Source organism: Streptomyces sp. NPDC088400 (assembly GCF_044753355.1).
Classification (GTDB): domain Bacteria; phylum Actinomycetota; class Actinomycetes; order Streptomycetales; family Streptomycetaceae; genus Streptomyces.
On sequence record NZ_JBIVMZ010000004.1, the window covers coordinates 127,676 to 146,004 of the forward strand.

At 69.2% G+C, this 18,329-nt stretch carries 13 protein-coding genes, 3 tRNA genes and 2 pseudogenes; 7 read left to right on the plus strand and 11 right to left on the minus strand.

Annotated elements, in window-relative coordinates; genetic code table 11:
• Positions 1-252: 252 nt before the first annotated feature.
• From ACIQD6_RS11845 to ACIQD6_RS11855, 3 genes are all read left to right on the plus strand, one after another.
• Positions 253-1,530, plus strand: a complete 1,278-nt coding sequence (locus ACIQD6_RS11845; RefSeq protein ID WP_401880996.1) for an NAD(P)/FAD-dependent oxidoreductase — start codon at positions 253-255, stop codon at positions 1,528-1,530.
• Between the two features lie 92 nt (positions 1,531-1,622).
• Entirely contained in the window at positions 1,623-3,524 is a 1,902-nt protein-coding gene (gene dnaG / locus ACIQD6_RS11850) for a DNA primase (RefSeq protein WP_401880998.1), read from the plus strand.
• A 221-nt stretch (positions 3,525-3,745) separates the two neighbouring features.
• Positions 3,746-4,942: an RNA polymerase sigma factor gene (locus ACIQD6_RS11855; protein ID WP_401881000.1), complete on the plus strand. Its 1,197-nt coding sequence runs from the start codon at positions 3,746-3,748 to the stop codon at positions 4,940-4,942.
• A gap of 69 nt (positions 4,943-5,011) precedes the next feature.
• Here the strand turns inward: ACIQD6_RS11855 and ACIQD6_RS11860 are convergent, their stop codons facing one another.
• From ACIQD6_RS11860 to ACIQD6_RS11875, 4 genes are all read right to left on the minus strand, one after another.
• Positions 5,012-6,934, minus strand: a complete 1,923-nt coding sequence (locus ACIQD6_RS11860) for an ABC transporter ATP-binding protein (protein ID WP_401881002.1) — start codon at positions 6,932-6,934, stop codon at positions 5,012-5,014.
• Complete coding sequence (locus ACIQD6_RS11865; RefSeq protein ID WP_401881004.1) at positions 6,934-8,667, minus strand: ABC transporter ATP-binding protein; 1,734 nt, start codon at positions 8,665-8,667, stop codon at positions 6,934-6,936. The genes ACIQD6_RS11860 and ACIQD6_RS11865 overlap by 1 nt, the downstream gene beginning before the upstream one ends.
• Before the next feature lie 319 nt (positions 8,668-8,986).
• On the minus strand, positions 8,987-10,432 hold the full coding sequence (locus ACIQD6_RS11870) for an FGGY family carbohydrate kinase (protein ID WP_401881006.1): 1,446 nt from the start codon (positions 10,430-10,432) through the stop codon (positions 8,987-8,989).
• 105 nt (positions 10,433-10,537) lie between these two features.
• A complete protein-coding gene (locus ACIQD6_RS11875; RefSeq protein WP_401881008.1) occupies positions 10,538-10,849 on the minus strand; it encodes a YtxH domain-containing protein in 312 nt (103 codons plus the stop codon).
• A 217-nt stretch (positions 10,850-11,066) separates the two neighbouring features.
• Between ACIQD6_RS11875 and ACIQD6_RS11880 the strand changes: the two genes are divergently transcribed.
• From ACIQD6_RS11880 to ACIQD6_RS11890, 3 genes are all read left to right on the plus strand, one after another.
• Positions 11,067-11,139 (plus strand) — tRNA-Asn (locus tag ACIQD6_RS11880).
• A gap of 5 nt (positions 11,140-11,144) precedes the next feature.
• A tRNA-Asn gene (locus ACIQD6_RS11885) sits at positions 11,145-11,217 on the plus strand.
• A gap of 233 nt (positions 11,218-11,450) precedes the next feature.
• Positions 11,451-11,527: transfer RNA gene (locus ACIQD6_RS11890), tRNA-Ile, on the plus strand.
• 325 nt (positions 11,528-11,852) lie between these two features.
• Here ACIQD6_RS11890 and ACIQD6_RS11895 read toward each other — a convergent pair.
• The 7 genes and pseudogenes from ACIQD6_RS11895 to ACIQD6_RS11925 all read right to left on the minus strand — a co-directional run.
• Positions 11,853-11,945 (minus strand): annotated as a pseudogene (locus ACIQD6_RS11895) (glyoxalase/bleomycin resistance/dioxygenase family protein); the annotation flags it as partial.
• Between the two features lie 55 nt (positions 11,946-12,000).
• Complete coding sequence (locus tag ACIQD6_RS11900) at positions 12,001-12,405, minus strand: nuclear transport factor 2 family protein (protein WP_401881010.1); 405 nt, start codon at positions 12,403-12,405, stop codon at positions 12,001-12,003.
• A gap of 39 nt (positions 12,406-12,444) precedes the next feature.
• Positions 12,445-13,290 carry a DUF1684 domain-containing protein gene (locus ACIQD6_RS11905; protein WP_401881012.1) on the minus strand — a complete coding sequence of 282 codons (846 nt, stop codon included), beginning with the start codon at positions 13,288-13,290 and terminating at the stop codon, positions 12,445-12,447.
• A 933-nt stretch (positions 13,291-14,223) separates the two neighbouring features.
• Positions 14,224-14,424, minus strand: a complete 201-nt coding sequence (locus ACIQD6_RS11910) for a hypothetical protein (RefSeq protein ID WP_401881014.1) — start codon at positions 14,422-14,424, stop codon at positions 14,224-14,226.
• 80 nt (positions 14,425-14,504) lie between these two features.
• The gene (locus ACIQD6_RS11915) at positions 14,505-14,759 is read right to left on the minus strand and encodes a hypothetical protein (RefSeq protein WP_401881016.1); all 255 of its coding nucleotides are present in this window, start codon (positions 14,757-14,759) and stop codon (positions 14,505-14,507) included.
• Positions 14,756-15,974, minus strand: a pseudogene (locus ACIQD6_RS11920) (FAD-dependent monooxygenase). Before ACIQD6_RS11920 ends, ACIQD6_RS11915 begins: the two are co-directional and overlap by 4 nt.
• Positions 15,971-17,368: an MFS transporter gene (locus ACIQD6_RS11925; RefSeq protein ID WP_401881018.1), complete on the minus strand. Its 1,398-nt coding sequence runs from the start codon at positions 17,366-17,368 to the stop codon at positions 15,971-15,973. The pseudogene ACIQD6_RS11920 and the gene ACIQD6_RS11925 overlap by 4 nt, the downstream one beginning before the upstream one ends.
• 281 nt (positions 17,369-17,649) lie before the next feature.
• Here ACIQD6_RS11925 and ACIQD6_RS11930 point away from each other — a divergent pair, with 281 nt between their 5' ends.
• Positions 17,650-18,282 carry a TetR/AcrR family transcriptional regulator gene (locus ACIQD6_RS11930; protein ID WP_401881020.1) on the plus strand — a complete coding sequence of 211 codons (633 nt, stop codon included), beginning with the start codon at positions 17,650-17,652 and terminating at the stop codon, positions 18,280-18,282.
• The last annotated feature ends 47 nt before the right edge of the window (positions 18,283-18,329 follow it).

Consider the following 18,329-nt stretch of genomic DNA (forward strand, 5'->3'; position numbering starts at 1 on the left):
GGCGCACGCGGGAGCACTTCGGAGCACTCAAGCCACTTCGGAGCGCATCCGGCGCATCCGGTGCGCGTGGAACCCCGCAGATGTAATGGCTGGGTGACATATGCCGCTCATGCCTCACGGTTTCCGCCTCACGCGTGTACGAAAGTAGCCGGATCACGGCAGTGAGACCGGCCCGCGGAGCGCTCCCTCTTTCGCCATCACGCTCCGTGCGGGACGCTCGCAGATGGCGGCAGCACGAAGAGGAGGCATCAAGTGGTCGACGCACATCAGACATTTGTCATCGTCGGCGGAGGGCTCGCCGGGGCGAAAGCCGCGGAAACCCTGCGTGCGGAGGGATTCACCGGCCGGGTGATCCTCATCGGTGATGAGCGCGACCACCCGTACGAGCGACCACCCCTGTCCAAGGGCTACCTGGCCGGCAAGGAGGAGCGCGACAGCGTCTTCGTGCACGAGCGCGCCTGGTACGCACGGGCCCAGGTGGAGTTGCATCTCGGCCAGACCGTCACCTCCATCGACCGGGACGCTCGCTGCGCGCATCTCGGCGACGGCACATCTGTGCGGTACGACAAACTGCTGCTGGCCACCGGCGCCGAACCGCGCCGACTCGACATCCCCGGCACCGGCTTGGCGGGCGTGCACCATCTGCGCCGCCTCGCCCACGCCGACCGGCTGCGCCAGGTGCTGGCGGCCCTCGGCCGTGACAACGGCCATCTGGTGATCGCCGGTGCGGGCTGGATCGGCCTGGAGGTCGCGGCGGCGGCCCGCGGTTACGGCGCCGAGGTCACCGTCATCGAGTCCGAGGCGACCCCGCTCCACCACGTGATCGGCCCCGAACTGGGCCAGCTCTTCACCGAGCTGCACCGGGAGCACGGCGTCCGGTTCCACTTCGGCGCCCGGCTCACCGAGATCATCGGTCAGGACGGCATGGTCCTGGCGGCCCGTACGGACGGTGGCGAGGAGCACCCGGCCCACGACGTGCTCGCCGCGATCGGAGCCGCCCCGCGCACCTCCCTCGCCGAGGCCGCGGGTCTGGCTCTCGCCGACCGGGCCCAGGGCGGCGGCATCGTCGTGGACTCCGGTCTGCGCACCTCCGACCCCGACATCTTCGCGGCCGGGGACGCGGCGGCCTTCCCGGTGTCCGGCTGGGGCGCGGGCCTCTCCACGGCCCGGGTGCGCGTCGAACACTGGGCCAACGCCCTCAACGGCGGCCCGGCCGCCGCGCGCTCCATGCTCGGCCAGGATGTGACGTACGACCGGATCCCGTACTTCTTCTCCGACCAGTACGACCTGGGCCTGGAGTACTCGGGCTGGGCGCCGCCCGGTTCGTACGACCAGGTGGTGGTCCGGGGCGACGCCGGAAAGCGGGAGTTCGTCGCCTTCTGGCTGAAGGACCGCCGGGTGCTCGCGGGGATGAACGTCAATGTGTGGGATGTCACCGGGGACATCCAGCGCCTGATCCGGTCCGGCGCCCCGCAGGACCTGGAGGCCCTCGCCGACCCGGGTGTGCCGCTCGACTCCCTCGGCACGTGACCGGGTACATCACCGGGTACGCAACCGGCCCGCCCGTCCCGGCGGTGACGGGACGGTCCAGCGGCGTCGGTGCGTCCCCGTAGAATTCACGCGTGGCCGGCAGGATCAACGATGACGACGTGAAGGCGGTACGGGACGCGGTCCCGATCGACGCCGTCGTGTCCGAATACCTCCAGCTTCGCAGTGCGGGCGGCGGCAATCTGAAGGGTCTCTGCCCCTTCCACGACGAGAAGTCCCCCTCCTTCCAGGTCAGTCCGAGCAAGGGTCTCTTCCACTGCTTCGGCTGCCAGGAGGGCGGGGACACCATCGCCTTCGTGATGAAGCTCGACCATCTCTCCTTCTCCGAGACGGTCGAGCGGCTCGCCGCGCAGGCGGGCATCACGCTCCGGTACGAGGAGGGTGGATACAACCCGGCGAGCCAGCGCGGCGAGCGCACCCGGCTGGTCGAGGCGCACAAGATCGCCGCGCAGTTCTACGTGGAGCAGCTGTCCGGCGCCGAGGCCGAGCCCGGCCGCCAGTTCCTCGCCCAACGAGGCTTCGACCAGGCGGCCGCCGAGCATTTCGGCATCGGCTACAGCCCGGTCGGCTGGGACCACCTCACCCGCTTCCTGCGCGCAAAGGGCTTCACCGACAAGGAGTTGCTGCTCTCCGGCCTTTCCCAGGACGGCCGTCGCGGCCCGATCGACCGCTTCCGGGGCCGGCTGATGTGGCCCATCCGCGACATCTCCGGCGAAATGGTCGGATTCGGCGCGCGCAAGCTGCGCGAGGACGACAACGGTCCGAAGTATCTGAACACCCCCGAGACCGCGATCTACAAGAAGTCCCAGGTGCTGTACGGCGTCGACCTGGCCAAGAAGGACATCGCCAAGGCCAGCCGGGCCGTCGTCGTCGAGGGCTACACCGATGTGATGGCCTGCCATCTGGCCGGGATCACCACCGCCATCGCCACCTGCGGCACGGCCTTCGGCGGCGATCACATCAAAATCCTCCGCAGGCTGCTGATGGACAACGGCACCGCCAAGGTGATCTTCACCTTCGACGGGGACGCGGCCGGCCAGAAGGCGGCGCTGCGCGCCTTCGAGGACGACCAGAAGTTCGCCGCCGAGACGTACATCGCCATCGCCCCGGACGGCATGGACCCGTGCGACCTGCGGCTCGCCAAGGGCGACGACGCCGTCCAGGACCTCGCCGAACCCCGCACGCCGCTCTTCGAGTTCGCGATCCGCCAGATCGTGTCCCGGTACGACTTGGAGACCCCGGCTGGTCGGGCCGCCGCGTTGGACGAGGCTGCGCCCATCGTCGGTCGGATCAAGAACAACGCCGTACAGCACCAGGTGGCGGTCCAACTCGCCGGTATCCTCGGCATCCTCGACACCCAGTTCGTGGTCGAGCGAGCGGCGCGGATAGCTCGCCGGGCACATGACCGGGGTGGCAGGGGCCCTGCAGCGTCTCCCCGCCAGTCGTCGCCGTCGCAGGAGACGCGGGGGGCACCGCCTCCGTCAGGGCCCGCACTCACCCTCCGCAGCCCCGCTCACCGCACCGAGCGCGAGTTGCTGAAGCTCGCCCTCCAGCGACCTGAGCTGGTTTCCCCAGCCTTCGACGCCTATGGCGAGGACGAGTTCACCGCCCAGCCGTACGCCGCAGTGCGCCGCGCCATAGAAGACGCGGGCGGCGCCGAGCAGGGAGTGGGGTCTCCCTTCGAGTATCTGGCCCGGGTCCGTGAGGCTGCGCCGAACGACGTGGTGCGCGCCATGGTCACCGAGTTGGCGGTGGAGGTGTTCCGAGGCAAGACGATCGACGAGGTCTACGCGGGGCAGCAGCTTGTCCAAGTCCGGCTGCGCGCCGTCGATCGCCGTATCCAGGACGTCACCGGCAGTCTGACCCGGCTGGGCACCCAGGCCGACCCGGACCACTATGCGGCTGTGCAGAATGATCTGTGGGTGCTGGAGCAGTACGGCCAGTCCCTGCGCAACCGCGGCGCCGACGCGCTGTAGGGGCTGTCCGGCGGATCTTCGGCCCCGGCGGGCCGCTGCGCCTCCCGTAACGGCCCGGTTACGTACCGGACTCAGAAAGTCGCCGCACGCCCCTCGTGGCGGCCTTGTGTCGTACCCCACACTGGGGTGCGGTGCCAGGTCCTGTCGGAGACGTCGGCCTGCCCGCGACGCCCGGCGCACGCCCCCCGCCCCGGCAGCGATCACCCTGGAGGTCGCCCCCCGTGCAGACCCGGACCCTGACCGAGACGCTGACCGCACCCGCCACCCCCGCGCCCGTCACTCCCACCGGCCCCGTCACTCCCACCGGCTCGGCCGGCTCGGCCGCCCCCGGCGCCCCCGCTCCTCCGTCCGAGCTCACGGCGGTCCCGTCACAGAGCCGCGCCGCGCACCACCCCGAGACGGTCACGCGCGGGGCGCACGCCGAGCCCCTCACCGAGGACCCGGTGCACGTGCCCTTCACGCCAGAGCCGCAGTCCCGGCGGGGAGGCACCCGCGCCGACACCGGAGGGCCCTCCTCGGACCTCTTCCGCCAGTATCTGCGCGAGATCGGCCGTATCCCGCTGCTCACCGCCGTCGAGGAAGTGGACCTGGCGCGCCGCGTCGAAGCCGGCCTGTTCGCCGAGGAGAAGCTGAGCGGCGCCGCCGATCTGGATTCCCGGCTCGCCCTGGATCTCGACCGGCTCGTCGTCCTGGGCCGGATGGCCAAACGCCGCCTGATCGAGGCCAATCTGCGCCTCGTCGTCTCCGTGGCCAAGCGCTACGTCGGCCGCGGACTGACCATGCTCGACCTCGTCCAGGAGGGAAATCTGGGTCTGATCAGGGCAGTCGAGAAGTTCGACTACGCGCGCGGCTACAAGTTCTCGACGTACGCGACCTGGTGGATCCGCCAGGCGATGTCCCGCGCGCTGGCCGACCAGGCCCGTACGATCCGGGTCCCGGTCCATGTGGTCGAGTTGATCAACCGAGTGGTGCGGGTCCAGCGCCGCCTGCTCCAGGAGCGCGGCTACGAGCCGACCCCCGAAGAGGTCGCCGTCCAGCTGGAGCTGGCTCCCGAGCGGGTCAGTGAAGTGCTGCGGCTCGCCCAGGAACCGGTCTCCCTGCACGCCCCGGTGGGGGAGGAGGACGATGTCGCGCTCGGGGACCTGATCGAGGACGGCGACGCGGCGTCCCCCGTGGAGTCCGCGGCCTTCCTCCTGCTCCGCCAGCACCTGGACGCCGTGCTCTCGACGCTCGGCGAACGCGAACGCAAGGTGGTCCAGCTGCGGTACGGGCTGGCCGACGGCCGGCCCCGCACACTGGAGGAGATCGGCCGGATCTTCGGCGTGACCCGCGAACGTATCCGCCAGATCGAGTCCAAGACCCTCGGCAAACTGCGCGACCACGCCTTCGCCGACCAGCTCCGCGGCTATCTCGACTGACCCGGTGCCGGGAGGCTCATGCGCCTCCCGGCACCGGGGATCAGTCGCCTTGGATCAGTCGACCTTGGATCAGTCGACCTCGGCGACCGCCTGCGCGAACTGGGCGGCGTAGAGGCGTGCGTACGCGCCTTCTGTGGCCAGCAGGTCGTCGTGTGTGCCTTGTTCGACGATGGAGCCGTTCTCCATGACGAGGATGACGTCCGCGTCGCGGATGGTGGAGAGCCGGTGTGCGATCACGAAGCTGGTCCGGCCGTGTGCCAGTCGGGCCATCGCTTTCTGGATCAGCACCTCGGTACGGGTGTCCACCGAGCTGGTCGCCTCGTCCAGCACGAGAATGGCCGGATCGGACAGGAACGCCCGCGCGATCGTGATCAGTTGCTTCTCGCCCGCGCTGACGCCCGAGCCCTCCTCGTCGATCACCGTGTCGTAGCCGTCGGGGAGCGTACGGATGAAACGGTCGGCGTGGGCCGCCCGCGCCGCGTCCTCGATCTCCTTCGGGGTGACGTCGCGCGAGGCGCCGTACGCGATGTTCTCCGCGATCGTGCCGCCGAACAGCCAGGTGTCCTGGAGCACCATCCCGATCCCGGCCCTCAGCTCCTCCCGGGGCATCCTCGCGATGTCCATGCCGTCGAGGGTGATCCGGCCGCCCGTCACCTCGTAGAACCGCATCAGCAGGTTGACCAGCGTGGTCTTGCCCGCGCCGGTCGGGCCGACGATCGCGACCGTCTGCCCCGGGTTCACCGACAGAGACAGGTCCTCGATCAGCGGCTTCTCCGGCTCGTACCGGAACGACACATGGTCCAGCGCCACCCGGCCCTCCGGCTCGCGCAGCCGCTCCACGGCCACGCCGTCGGGCTCCTGCTCGACCGCGTCCAGCAGCTCGAAGATCCGCTCGGCGGAGGCGACCCCGGACTGCACCAGGTTCGCCATCGAAGCGACCTGCGTCAGCGGCATCGAGAACTGCCGCGAGTACTGCACGAACGCCTGCACATCACCGATCGACAGTGTGCCCGACGCGACCCGCAGCCCGCCGACGACCGCGACCAGCACATAGTTCAGGTTGGATATGAACAGCATCAGCGGCTGCATGATCCCGCTGTTGAACTGCGCCTTGAAGACCGCCTCGTAGAGCTGGTCGTTCTGCTCTCGGAACGCCTCGGCCGACTCGTGCTGCCGCCCGAAGACCTTCACCAGCGCATGACCGGTGTACATCTCCTCGATGTGCGCGTTGAGCGTGCCGGTGACCTTCCACTGCCGTACGAACTGCGGCTGCGACCGCTTGCCGACCTTCGTCGCCACGAGGACCGACAGCGGCACCGTCACCAGCGCGACCAGCGCCAGCAGCGGCGAGATCCAGAACATCATCGCCAGCACACCGACGATCGTCAGCAGCGAGTTGATCAGCTGGCCCATCGTCTGCTGAAGAGTCTGCGAGATGTTGTCGACATCGTTCGTCGCCCGGCTCAGCACCTCGCCGCGCGGCTGCCGGTCGAAGTACGACAGCGGCAGCCGGGACAGCTTCGCCTGGATGTCCTCGCGCATCCGGTACACCGTGCGGTTGATGACCCGGATGGAGAGCCGGGTCGACACCAGCATCAGCAGCCCGGCGCCCACGTAGACCACCAGCGCCATCAGCAGGACCTGGCCCACCGAGCCGAAATCGATGCCGTGGCCGGGGGTGAAGTCCACGCCGGAGAGCAGATCGGCGAGCCCGTCGTCGCCCTTCTCCCGCAGCCCGTCGATGGCCTGTGCCTTGGTGACGCCGTCCGGTGTCTGCCGGCCGATGACCCCCGCGAAGATCAGGTCCGTCGCCTGCCCGAGGATCTTGGGCCCCACGACCGACAGCGCGACGCTCAGCACGCCGGCCCCGAGCATCCACCACAGGGTGGTCCGCTCCAGCACCAGCAGCCGCAGCATCCGCTTCGACGACCCCTTGAAGTCCATGGACCGCTGCGTCGGGCCCATCATCATGCGTCCGCCCGGACCGCTCATCAGGCAGCCTCCGCCTCGGTCAGCTGGGAGAGGACGATCTCCCGGTATGTCTCGTTGCCCGCCATCAGCTCCTGGTGCCGGCCCGTCCCGACGACCTTGCCCTCGTCCAGGACCACGATCCGGTCGGCGTCACGGATGGTGGAGACGCGCTGGGCGACGATCACGACGGTCGCCTCCGAGGTCTCCCGCGTCAGCGCGCCGCGCAGCGCCGCGTCCGTGGCGTAGTCCAGCGCCGAGAACGAGTCGTCGAACAGGTATATCTCCGGCCGCTGCACCAACGACCGTGCGATCGCCAGCCGTTGCCGCTGCCCGCCGGAGACATTCGTACCGCCCTGCGCGACGGGCGCGTTCAGCCCGCCCTCCAGGGCTTCGACGAACTCCTTCGCCTGGGCCACCTCCAGCGCGTGCCACAGCTCCTCGTCGGTCGCGTCCGGGTTTCCGTACCGCAGATTCGTCGCGACCGTCCCGGAGAAGAGATACGGCTTCTGCGGCACGAGGCTCACGGTCTTCGCCAGCAGTGCGGGATCGAGCTCCCGGACGTCCTGCCCGTCGACCAGCACCTCCCCGCCGGTCGCGTCGAACAGCCGCGGTACGAGCCCGAGCAGCGTCGACTTGCCGCTGCCCGTCGACCCGATGACCGCGGTCGTCTCGCCGGGACGCGCGACGAGCGACACGTTCCGCAGCACGGGCTCCTCGGCGCCGGGGAAGCGGAACTCCGCGCCCCGCAGCTCCAGATGACCGTGCCGCCGCAGTTCCCGTACCGGATTCCGGGGCGGTACGACGCTCGACTTGGTGTCCAGCACCTCCTCGACGCGCTCGGCGCAGACCTCGGCACGCGGCACCATCATGAACATGAAGGTGGCCATCATCACAGCCATCACGATCTGCATGAGATACGCGAGGAACGCGGTCAGCGCGCCGATCTCCATCCCGCCGCTCTCGATCCGGTGCGCGCCGAACCAGACGACGGCGATCGACGACAGGTTCACGACCGTCATCACGGTCGGGAACATCAGCGCCATCAGCCGGCCGGTCGACAGCGCGACATCGGTCAACTCGGTGTTGGCGCCGCGGAATCGTCCCTTCTCGTACTCGTCGCGTACGAAGGCCCTGATCACGCGGTTGCCGGTGATCTGCTCCCGCAGCACCCGGTTCACCGTGTCCAGCCGGGTCTGCATGGTCCGGAACAGCGGCCGCATCTTCTTGACGATGAGGCTCACGGATATACCGAGCAGCGGCACCACGGCCAGCAGCACGGCGGAGAGCGGAATGTCCTGGCCGAGCGCCATGACGATGCCGCCGACGCACATGATGGGCGCGGACACCATCAGCGTGAACGACATCAGGACCAGCATCTGTATCTGCTGGACGTCGTTGGTGGTACGGGTGATCAGCGAGGGAGCCCCGAAGTGGCCCACCTCACGCGCCGAGAAGCTCTGCACCCGGTCGAAGATCGCGGCCCGTACGTCCCGGCCCAGGGCCGAAGCCGTCCGCGCTCCGTAGTACACGGCGCCTATGTTGCAGATCACCTGGATCACGCTGACGGCGATCATGATGCCGCCGAACTCCAGGATGTAGCCCGTGTCCCCCTTCACGACGCCGTTGTCGATGATGTCGGCGTTCAGGGTGGGCAGATAGAGAGTGGCGCACGTCTGCAACAGCTGCAGCGCCACCAGCAGGGCTATCGGTCTCTTGTACGGAGCGAGATGGGCTCGCAGAAGTCGTAGCAGCACACGCAGTCTCTCGGAGTCGGCTCGGAATCGGCGAAGACCGTCCGTGAGGATTGTCCACGAAGGTCATCGACGAGGTTCGGTCGGCGAAGATCAGGGGTCCCGATCCATCTTGCGTTATCCGGCCCGCCGAACCCCAAGGGTTATGTCCAAAGACCGGTCAAAACCGGGGCGTACGGCGAGTCCGAGGGCGCTCGCACCGGCGGACGTCCGGACTCCCGAACCCTTCCCACCGGCGGAGGTTGGGATTCCGCGACCACTGAGACCGCTGAGACCACCCAGACCGCTTCAGACGACTCAGGCCACTCGGACCGCGGGCCACTCAGACCGTGGGCCCGAACGCCCCGGGGTGGATCTGATTCCTCGTCGCCCCGTACTGCTGCCGTACCGCCGTCCCCACGGCCACGTCGTCACCCGGCTCGAAGACCTGCGCCGCCGCGCCCTGCCAGGCCGGCGGGTCGTGCGGGCCGCGCGACCCCTGCGAGAACCCGAGCGCCCAGGCCGCCTGCCGCGCCGCGCCGATCGCCGTGTAGTCGGCGGGCTGCGGTACGACGACCTGGGCCCCGAAGATCGCCGGAGCCAGGGCCTGTACGGCGGGCAGCTCGGCGGCGGCCCCCAGCAGGAACACCCGGCGGACCTCCACCCCGCGCCCGCGCAGAACGTCCATCGCGTCGGCGAGCGAGCACAGCATCCCCTCGAACGCGGCCCGCGCCAGGTGCTCCGGCTTCATCGACTCGCGCCGCAGCCCGGTCAGCGTGCCCGCCGTGTGCGGCAGCTGCGGAGTCCGCTCACCCTCCAGATACGGCAGGAACACCAGACCCGAGGAGCCCGGCGTGGACTTGAGCGCCAGCGTGGACAGCTCGCCCAGATCCTCCGTCCCCAGCAGCTCCGCCGTACCGCGCAGGGTCCGTACGGCGTTGAGCGTATGGACGACCGGCAGATGCATCCCGGTGGCGTCGGCGAAGGAAGTGATCATCCCGGCCGGATCGGCGAGCGCCTCGTGATGCACGGCCATCACCGACCCCGACGCCCCCAGCGACACCACGGCGTCCCCGACCCCCACACCGAGCCCGAAGGCGGCGGCCATGGTCTCGCCGGTCCCCGCGGAGATCAGCAGCCCCTCGGGGGTGGTCCCGGCCGAGTCGGCGGGGCCGAGCACCTCGGGCAGCGCGGCCTGGTGCCCGAGCGCCAGCTCCACGAGATCAGGGCGGTACGCCCCCGTACGCGCGGACCAGTAGCCGGTCCCGGAGGCGGCGCCCCGGTCCGTCGTCCTGCGCGCGGGGCGTCCCAGCAACTGCCAGACCAGCCAGTCGTGCGGCTGGAGCACCAGCGCGGTGCGCTGCGCCGCCTCCGGCTCGTTCCGCGCCATCCAGCGCAGCTTCGCCACGAGCTGACCCGACTGCGGTACGGACCCGACGGCGTCGGCCCAGGCATGCCGCCCGCCCAGCGCGTCGATCAGATCCGCGGCGGCGACCTGCGCCCGCTTGTCGTTGCCGACCAGCGCGGGCCGTACCAGGTTGCCCTGCCGGTCCAGCGCCACCATCCCGTGCTGCTGCGCGGACACCCCGATGGCCTGCACCCCCTCCAGTAGCCCGCCGGACGCGGCCTCACCGAGGGAGAGCAGCCAGGCCTGCGGATCGACCTCGGTGGCCTTGGGCTCGACCGGATGCGGCGCGTACCCCTGCCGCAGCACGGCACCTGTCTCCGCGTCGCAGACGACGACGCGTGTGAATCCGGACGAACTGTCCAACCCGGCGACTATTCCCATGGCACCCGATTCTGCCGCACTCCCGGTGCGTCGGGCGCTGCCGGGGACGCCGGGATCCGGGCCCGGCAGCGCGGGCCCGGATCCCGGCGTCCCCGTCCGGCGCCGCTACGTGTTGCTGGTACCCCAGTCGTCCTGTCCGTTCTGACTGCGCTCCCGCAGCGAGCGCACCCGCTGGGCGACGGAGTCGGGCACCTTGTCCCCGACCCGCTCGCCGACCACCCCGCTCACCGAGTGGTACGCCTTGCCCGCGACCTCACGCCCGGTCTGCGCGGCGGACTCGGCGGCGTTGCGCACGGCCGGGTTCTGGGACACCTGTCGCGCCGATTTCTTCAGCTGCTCGTAACGCTCGCGTCCGGCGCGCGTTCCGAGAACGTATCCGCAGGCCAGGCCCGCGATGAACGTGAGGCGATACCTCATGGCCGCCACCCTTCCTGTGCGTCGGAGTCCCCAGCGTCAGCGCCGGACCGTGGTGTCTGCTCTCCGCCTACCCCGTGGGAGCCCGAGATCACCCGAGGAGTCCCGGCCCCGTAAGCGATTGGCGAAGCACCCCCCTGCTTGCGCTAATGTATGTGTCGCAGCGAACGTGCGCCGCCCAGGGCATCCGGGGTAGGTACGTTCGGTGCACACACAGCAATCCCCTGTAGCTCAATTGGCAGAGCAGCCGGCTGTTAACCGGCAGGTTACTGGTTCGAGTCCAGTCGGGGGAGCGCGGTCCCCTGTAGCTCAATTGGCAGAGCATTCGGCTGTTAACCGGAGGGTTACTGGTTCGAGTCCAGTCGGGGGAGCGGGAAAACGAAGAGGACCCTACGGGGTCCTCTTTCGTATGCCCACAGACGTTCACCCGGACCCGTTCGCCGTGTTTCCGTCCCTCTTTCGGCTCTTCTGTGAAGTTCTTGGAACCGGTCGGTGCCCGGCGAAGTCCTCAAGGTCAGGCGATGCCGACCATCCGAGGCAGGAGATCGTATGAGCGGCTATGCTGCGGCAGACGGCGCGCACAAATGTGCGCGACGCGCCGTTAGGGGCGGTAGCTCAGCCGGTTAGAGCAGCGGACTCATAATCCGTCGGCCGAGGGTTCGAGTCCCTCCCGCCCCACCAGAGCGGGCCTTGGCAGAAACGTTCTGACCTGGGCGAAGGCAGTAGTGAAGGGCCGTCACGTACGTGTGACGGCCCTCACTTTAACTCCAGACCATGATCAAGTGGCCCTACGGTGGCCCGGCGAGTCGCTGCGGAGACCAGAGCGATCTCTACGCGCCTCGTGGCTGGTGCCGGATCCGGGCCGAGGGTTCTTCGGGAGCCCCCACTCGGAGACTTCCGGGGCGGTCAAACATTGCCGGTCTCGGCGTTGGGTTGCAACGGCCCAGCCCACAGGGGAGGGCGTGTTGGTCGCTGCCGTAGACCTCCCAGGGCTCGGGGCCGGGGCCGTGGAGTCGACTTCGACGCCGAGGTGGTCCGGGCGGGTGTCCTGGCCGGGTTCGCCCTCGATGAGGACGAGCTTGAGGGGCGGTTCGGTGACCGGTCCTGCGTCCTGGGCCCTGCCGCGGCCGACTGCTTCGCCGGAGCGGCCGCGATCAGGGCTGGTCGGGCGATCCGGACGACGGCATGGCTTCGTTGATCGGTACGACGTTGAAGTATTCCTCGATGCGGTCGATGAGGCCGCCGTCGAACCGGAAGTACATCGCCGCGTGTACGTCACTGCGGGACCCGTCGGTCATGGTCAGGTGCAGTACTTGCTGCTGGAGCACTGCGTCGCCGTCCTGGAACTGCCGCACGATGTCGTACCGGAGCGTCTCGACGCCGGCGGCCAACTGCTTCAGCAGTTCCATGTTCTCGTCGATCGGCTGGTCACCGCTTCCGTCGCTGTGCCACACGGTGGCGGTGTCGGTGCACAGGGATCGCATCGTGGCGTAGTCCCGCACTTCCCACTGCCGGAGGTAGTGCACCGCTGCTGCGCGAAGGTCCTGGTCGGTTGTCATCGTCTATTTCCTTTCGGGGTGTGCCGGTTGAGGCGGATGTCAGACGGCGGTGCCGGTCGCGGTGCCGGCGGCCGGTTCTTCTTCGAAGACGGGGGCGCGTTCCCCCGCTTCGATGCGTAGTTGGAGGTGGTTGTCCCGGGGCGGCAGGGGGCAGGGGAAGGCCGCCGAGAACATGTGGTGGGGAACAACGGCCCGGTTGAAGTCGATACGGGCCGTACCCGTGGCGTCCTTGGGGCGGGACAGGATCAGCCACCGGCCCATGCCGGGCGTGTCCGTGCCGCTGGTGCCGTCGGTGAACGTGATCAGCAGAGTGTCGCCGCCCACGCCGAACGCCCGGAGCGTGTGCCGCTCGCCTCGCAGATCGAAGACGAAGTCACCAGGAGCCGGGAGGGTGTCCCGCATACTCGGGCTGGTCAGCCGCGTCACATCCAGGAGACGCCCGGCCTCCGCCGGACGGTACTCCGCCTCGACGGTCCAGGCCGGGTCCCACGGCCACGCCTCGATCCCGCGCAGGCCGACGAGGGTGGGCGCGGCCGGATCCCACACGACCAGGACATGGGCGCCCCGCAGCTCCTCGATGGTGCCGCGCCGCCCGCCGGGGAAGGACAGGCGGCTGACGCTGGTCAGTTCCACCGTGCCGTCCACGGCCTGCCCATCGACGGACACGCCCTCCGTACGGGCCGCGGTCAGCGTCAGGCTCCCCGAGAAGCCGGTGGACGTCCACTGCCCCGGAACCTCGGGGACCTCCTGACCCGGTTCCGTGATCAGCCGATAGGCGATGCGGCCCGCCTTCCCGTCCGGGCCCGCCATCTCCTCCCACCGGCTCCGACGCCACCTGTCGTACCCGGTCAACGCGTCGTCGCCATCGAAGCAATCGCTGGACACAGTGTTCTCCTCTGTAGGTGGCGGTCACCCGCGACCGCCGTCAGGACTCACCGCCGACCGTGAACCTCGACCGGTCGTCGCGGACCGACTGGTGGGGTCGGTGGTTTGGATGGTGCGCCCGCCCCGAGCGCGCCAGCAAGGTTGCTTGCCGTTACGGCAAATGCGGCGGCCGGGTGAAGGGCATGCGGTCGGGGTCGAGATCACGGTCGGGAGCGGCCTGGTGGCTCGGTCCCGCGGGACACCAGCTCGATGTAGGTGCCGGCTGTGGTCAGGTCCTTGGCGGTGGGCGAAGGTCAGGCCCGAGTCGCGGTCTGCCAAATCGACGGTGGCCGCTGGGCCACGTGGGAAGACACGGCAGAAGTCCGTACAGAGCGTGCTGTGGTCGATGACGCCGTTGCCCGGTACGCACAGCGGTACGGGCGCAAGCCGGCCCCGGATCCTGAGCGCGTCGTGATCGAGATATCGGTCGAACGAGCCATGGGTCAGGCAGTGGTGAACCTGCGGTCATCGTGAGGCGGACAATCCGCAGTGCGTGCTTTGCCCACGAGCGTCAACTCCGGAAGCAACTCGACGTCCTGCGGAACCGTGCAGCGATCGCCGCACGGTTCTGGATCGGGTTGGACCGAGGAGGACGCAGCCGGATCGAGTCGGGTGCAAACGTCCAGGTCTCCGGGGAAACTGCAGGTGAGAAGCGTCACCGGAATGGTTTCGAGTCCCATCCGCCCCACCGTAGAAGAAGCGATGTGGCCTGCGGAGAGGTCGCCACAGCCCTTAGCACCGTCAAGTGGTTCGCCGCGCAGGCGCCGCACGACGCCTCGTGGGTCCCGCCAACGGTCGCGTACAGCAACCAGGTTCATCGATAGTCGCATGATCCCGTGGCTCGGAGGGCGTTCGGTTTCCGAGCGTGGAGGCCGTCGTCACGGGCGGCCCCGTTCAGGCCCCGCCGCTGTCGCTGTCACCGGTGGTCCCGTTCAGGCCCCGCCGCCGGTTCGGGCGGCGCACCACCTTGCCCATGGTGAGCGTCACTGACGCCGCGGCATGGACCCACCGGGGCCCGCCACGCTCCGCCCACACCACACATACGCACCCGACGACAGCGAGCGCCACAACGCCGAGCAGCACCAGAATCAGCATGTTTCTCCACCTCCGTGTTCCGTCGTTCACTCCTACTGACGTCCCAAGTCGGCAGGGGCGTTCCCACGAGGTGTCTCTCGTCAGAGATCAGAGGCATACACGGCATCGCCGGGCCGGTAACGCTCGCTCGTACCGACCCGTACCGAGCGGCCGGCACTGCCCACCGATACGCGGCCTTCCCGCCCAGGAACCTCCGGTGCCCCCAACGTGCCGGTCGACTCGCCATTCGCCTGGTTGGCCTTCTCCGTAAGGGCGTTGGAACTCATCTGGCGGGCCGTACGGGCACCCGACGCCATGCCGGTGTCCCCGTCATCGGCGCGCGTGCCCGGGCTCACGTCATGGGTATGAACTCGGGCAGGGTGAGGGCCGAATGAGCCGGTCGTCCCTCAGTGGGGCGTGGCGCTGAGGTTGCGCAGCATGTCGTTGCGCTGTTCCAGGGCCCGAGCGGTGGTCGGGAAGAGTGTGGCATCGCCCTCGCCGACCTGTTCCTGGTTCACGGTCACAAACTCGCGGGTGTGGTGTTCGTAGGCGGCGAAGCCCGCGGCGTGGTCCCGGTCGGCCAGGGAACCGGCGAGCATGTACGCGCCGACGAGCGCGAGGCTGGAGCCCTGTCCGGTAAGGAACGAGGGCGCGTACGCGGCGTCGCCCACCAGCGCGACCCTGCCGCTGGACCAGCGGGGCATGCGGATCTGGCTGATCCCGTCGAAGAACAGGTCATCCGCGTCGCGCATGGCGGCAAGCATGCCCGGGACTTCCCATCCCGCGTCGGCGAAGACCGTGGCGACCAGGTCCCGTTGGGCCTCCGGGTTCCGGAACGCGTTGAACGGCGGTTCCGGGTGGGCGAAGTTCAGGAGGGCATGCACGTCGTCGTTGTCTCCCACGGCGTAGAGCGCCGCGGCCCTGCCCGGGGTGTTCCACATCATGGTCTCGTGGGAGAGCCCGAAGGTGTTGCGCATGGTGAACCCGGCGAAGCAGTAGCCGAGATACCGGTGGAACTGCTCTTCGGGGCCGAACAGGAACTCGCGGGTACGTGAGTGCAGACCGTCCGCACCGAACACCATGTCGAACGTACGCCTGCTGCCCCCGCGGAAGGTGACGTCGACCCCGTGACCGGACTGGTCGAGGGTGTCGATGGAGTCGTCGAACAAGAACTCCACGTCGTCACGGACCGCCGTGTGGAGAGCGTCGGTCAGATCCCCGCGCCGCACCTCCAGGTCCCGTCCCGCGACACCGCCGGTGAGGCGCTGCGGGTTGACCGAGGCCACCTCGCCGCCGTCCCCGTCGAGGAAGGTCAGCCGGCGCAGGTCGATGTGTGCGTCCCGCAGTCGCGGCAGGATTCCCATCCTCCGGACGACCTCAAGTGCGGTGCCGCGTACGTCGATGGGGTAACCACCGCTGCGAAGTGTGCCCGTCTTCTCGACCACCGTGACCGCGAATGCGTAGCGGTTCAGCCAGAACGCGAGGGCGGGCCCAGCGACGCCGGCCCCGGATATCAGGACCGTGCGCCTCGGCGTGCTACGGATATCCCTCAACACATCAGTGCGGGTCATTCCTTGGGTCCTTTGCTCATGGTGCGGGCGACAAGCAGGGACAGCGCCGTGACGGCGCCGGCTATGACGAAGCCGGTGACGAAGGCCGATTCGGCCGGGACATCCGACCCGGATGGGGTTCCGGCGGTGAGGATCGCACCACTGACCTGCACACCCACGGCGTAGCCGATCACGCGAGTCACCAGGACCAGGCTGGTGGCGATGCCGGTGTCACTCTGATCGACGGATGTGGCGGTGCTGGTCACCATCGCCGTGACGCACAGGCCGTTGGCAAGCGCGATCATCATCTTGCCGATGACGAGGTGCCAGACCTCGGTGTGCACGGCTGCCAGGGCGATCAGGGCGGCGACCATGATGACGATCCCGGCGGTGAGCACGGCACGCGAGCCGAAACGCCGCGCCCCGATCCCGCTGATCGGCCCGGCCAGCGTCGCGGCCACGGCGCCGGGCAGCAGGATGAAGCCGATCTCGGTGGCGCCGGCCCCGAAGCCGTACTCGTCTGCGGACACCGCGAGCAGTTGTGGGACGAGATAGACGGCCACCGAGGTACCGACGCAGATCACGAACGTCAGCACACACGACTTCCACACCGCGGGCCGGGCCAGCATGCGCAGATCGACCATCGGCGAGGCCGCACGACGCTCAACGGCTGTCCATCCGGTCACGAAGGCGGCCAGAACCACGACGAGGGCGCCGAGCACGAGTGGCTGCGAGCCGATGTCGGGCGCCAGCGCGAGCACGAGCATGAGCGTGACCAGCGTCCCGCTCAGGAGAACCAGGCCGGGCCAGTCGACCCCGGTGTCGTCCGACCGGCCCGGCGGATCATGCGGCATCAGCCTGTTCACCAGCATGGTGGCCCCGATGACCGCGATCGTCGGCAGCGCGAACATCCAGTGCCGGGACAGTCCTTCCGCCACGGGCCCGGCCGACAGCGTTCCCGCCATCCCGCCCCCTACGAACAACCCGCTGACCACCCCGATGGCCACCTTCGCCTCTCCCGCGGGGAGGTGTGCGCGCACCAGGATGAACGACAGGGGCAGCGCGCCCACCATCGCCCCCTGCAGTACCTGACCGAGCAGCAGCACCGGCAGGTTCGGCGCCAGGGCGGACACCAGTCCACCGGCGCAGACCACCGCCATCAGCCGGATCAGGACCCGTTTTCCGCCGTAGCGGTCGCCGAACTTGCCCGCGACCGGTGTGATGAGCGCGCCGGTGATGAGGAGCATGATGCTGAGTAACGCCCCTTCGGCGGGACTCATGTCCAGCTCGCGTTGCAGGAGCGGGAGCGTCGGCGTCACCACCGACTCCAGGGCACCGGTGGCGACTGCCAGCATGCCGAGGGCCCCGACAGCGGCCTTCCCGATGCGGGCCGGGGGAGCGAGAGTTGCGGTCATGGACGTCCTTTCCGTCATGGCCGGGCGAGTAAGGGGCCGGCCGTACGCGTAGCGCTGCCGCCTTGCCCGGCCCGGCGCGGACATAGCGGCCCTTCACGCGGGGCGCGGTGTGCATGGTGCTTGTGGACAGGTCCGAGGTCGTACGGCGGGGTGAACCCGGTGAACCCGTAACCGAGTTGGCGCATGTACGGCTCCGCCGGGCGGAGCGGATGTACGAGTACGGTGCCCGCCGAGCCATTATTACACTACACCGTGCAGTGTAGAAAGGTTACGATGTGCCCATGCCGACCACGAAGACACTGCGCGAGGGGTCCACGCGGAAGCGGGCCGCCATCCTCTCGGCGGCCCGGGAACTGTTTCTCGCCGACGGTTTCGACCGCTCCAGCGTCGATGCGGTCGCCGCCCGGGCCGAGGTGTCCAAGCGGACGGTCTACGACTACTTCGGCGACAAGCAGACGCTGCTGCGAGCAGTCGTCGACGCCGTCGGCCAGTCATTGATCACCACGATCCGACGCACCCTCGACGACACCCTCACCGGCCTCACCGAGGACGCCGATCTCGAAGACGCCCTGGTCACGTTCTCGATGCGCATCGCGACCGACATGCTTGGCTCGGCGGAGTACGCGACGCTGCAACGACTGGTCCGGGCGGAAGCCGGCCACCTGCCGCACCGGGGCTACAACTCCATGGCCGACACCCCGGACGAGGCGATTGCCGAGCGGTTCGCCGCCTTCGCCGCAGCGGGGCTGCTCGACGTCCCCGACCCCCGGCTCGCGGCCGACCAGTTCCTCGCGCTGACCTTCGGCGTCGCGCTGGACAGGCTCGGTTCCGCGAACGCCGCGGAGGACACCCGCGTCCGGCCACTCGTCGTCGAGGGAGTGCGGACCTTCCTCCGGGCATACCGAACCATGTAGGGCTGGGGGCCGCACGAAAGAACAGTGCGCCGTCAGCTCACGTGTCC

Coding starts and splice junctions, on each gene's coding strand:
- ACIQD6_RS11930 (WP_401881020.1), top strand. CDS start 17,650: ATGCCGACCACGAAGACACTGCGCGAGGGGTCCACGCGGAAGCGGGCC.
- ACIQD6_RS11870 (WP_401881006.1), bottom strand. CDS start 10,432: ATGGGAATAGTCGCCGGGTTGGACAGTTCGTCCGGATTCACACGCGTC.
- ACIQD6_RS11860 (WP_401881002.1), bottom strand. CDS start 6,934: ATGAGCGGTCCGGGCGGACGCATGATGATGGGCCCGACGCAGCGGTCC.
- ACIQD6_RS11925 (WP_401881018.1), bottom strand. CDS start 17,368: ATGACCGCAACTCTCGCTCCCCCGGCCCGCATCGGGAAGGCCGCTGTC.
- ACIQD6_RS11900 (WP_401881010.1), bottom strand. CDS start 12,405: ATGACAACCGACCAGGACCTTCGCGCAGCAGCGGTGCACTACCTCCGG.
- ACIQD6_RS11875 (WP_401881008.1), bottom strand. CDS start 10,849: ATGAGGTATCGCCTCACGTTCATCGCGGGCCTGGCCTGCGGATACGTT.
- ACIQD6_RS11910 (WP_401881014.1), bottom strand. CDS start 14,424: ATGCTGATTCTGGTGCTGCTCGGCGTTGTGGCGCTCGCTGTCGTCGGG.